The 981-nt window shown below is 36.4% G+C and carries 3 protein-coding genes; 1 reads left to right on the forward strand and 2 read right to left on the reverse strand.

What is annotated here, in order from left to right:
* On the forward strand, positions 1-195 hold a 195-nt coding region (locus AVJ20_RS18020), incomplete at its 5' end, for an arsenic resistance protein (RefSeq protein WP_416240557.1).
* Positions 196-323: 128 nt separating this feature from the next.
* On the opposite strand, the gene AVJ20_RS18025 is transcribed toward AVJ20_RS18020, so the two are convergent.
* On the reverse strand, positions 324-656 hold the full coding sequence (locus AVJ20_RS18025) for a type II toxin-antitoxin system HicB family antitoxin (RefSeq protein ID WP_004812232.1): 333 nt from the start codon (positions 654-656) through the stop codon (positions 324-326).
* The gene (locus AVJ20_RS18030) at positions 653-901 is read right to left on the reverse strand and encodes a type II toxin-antitoxin system HicA family toxin (protein ID WP_004812233.1); all 249 of its coding nucleotides are present in this window, start codon (positions 899-901) and stop codon (positions 653-655) included. The genes AVJ20_RS18025 and AVJ20_RS18030 overlap by 4 nt, the downstream gene beginning before the upstream one ends.
* Positions 902-981: the final 80 nt, after the last annotated feature.

Consider the following 981-nt stretch of genomic DNA (forward strand, 5'->3'; position numbering starts at 1 on the left):
AAAACGACTGCTATTTCCTTTACTGCGGCAGGCAATAATTTTGAATTAGCACTGGCTGTAGCGATTGCCACTTTTGGATTAGCTTCACCTGTAGCTTTCACAACAGTGATTGGACCGCTTGTTGAAGTGCCTGTATTGATTGCCTTAGTGACAGTTTCGCTATGGCTTAGAAAAAAAGTTTTTAAAGAAGTATGAATCAAAAGAGTATTTAGATTTCCTAAAATTAACATAATACACCTTATACAAAACTAAAAATGGGAGCTTTAAGCTCCCATTTTTGCTGAGTTTTTCAATTTTTAGGTAGTAGCCTAGGCTTCAATAAATTACGCACCTAAACGCATTAACTTTTCTTGAATCGCATCACTGACAAAGGCATTTAGAGAATTACTTGATGCTAAAACCGCCTTACGGTGCAATTCAGGGCTAATACGGACATTAAAAGTGCCTTTGAATGGTTGATCAGGAGATTTTCCTAGTTCAGCACATGATTCTAAATAGCCGTCTACAGATTCCTGAAAAGCTTTCTCAAGGGCTTTTAAAGTTTCCGCTTCATAGGTGATAAGATCACGAATAAAAGCAAGTTTTCCAAATAACTCACCTGTTTCAAGATCAGGCTCAATTGTTCCGAGATAACCTTTGTATTTTAAATAGCTCATAAAAATCCCTCCTGCTTGAGTGCCTGTTTTACAGCTTTCAATGCCCCACCTTTGATTTCATTTTCAGGGTGTGGTCTATGCAGTAAAATCATATGTTCAGTTTTTTCATTAAAAAACCGAACACGAGAGCCTGCCATTTCAAATTTTTCATAGCCGAGCTGGCTCAGTAAAACGACTAAATCTTTATATGGAAACGTATTTTTTGAATTTCCAAATTTTTCCAATAACTTTTCCGTTTTACCCATATTTTAGCCCTACTCAGTTACGACTAAGTATAGTCCCCTGAAATTAAAAAATGCAACTGAATTTAGTTGCTGTTATTCCC

The organism is Acinetobacter sp. CFCC 11171 (assembly GCF_003268405.1).
In the GTDB taxonomy this organism is placed as follows: domain Bacteria; phylum Pseudomonadota; class Gammaproteobacteria; order Pseudomonadales; family Moraxellaceae; genus Acinetobacter; species Acinetobacter amyesii.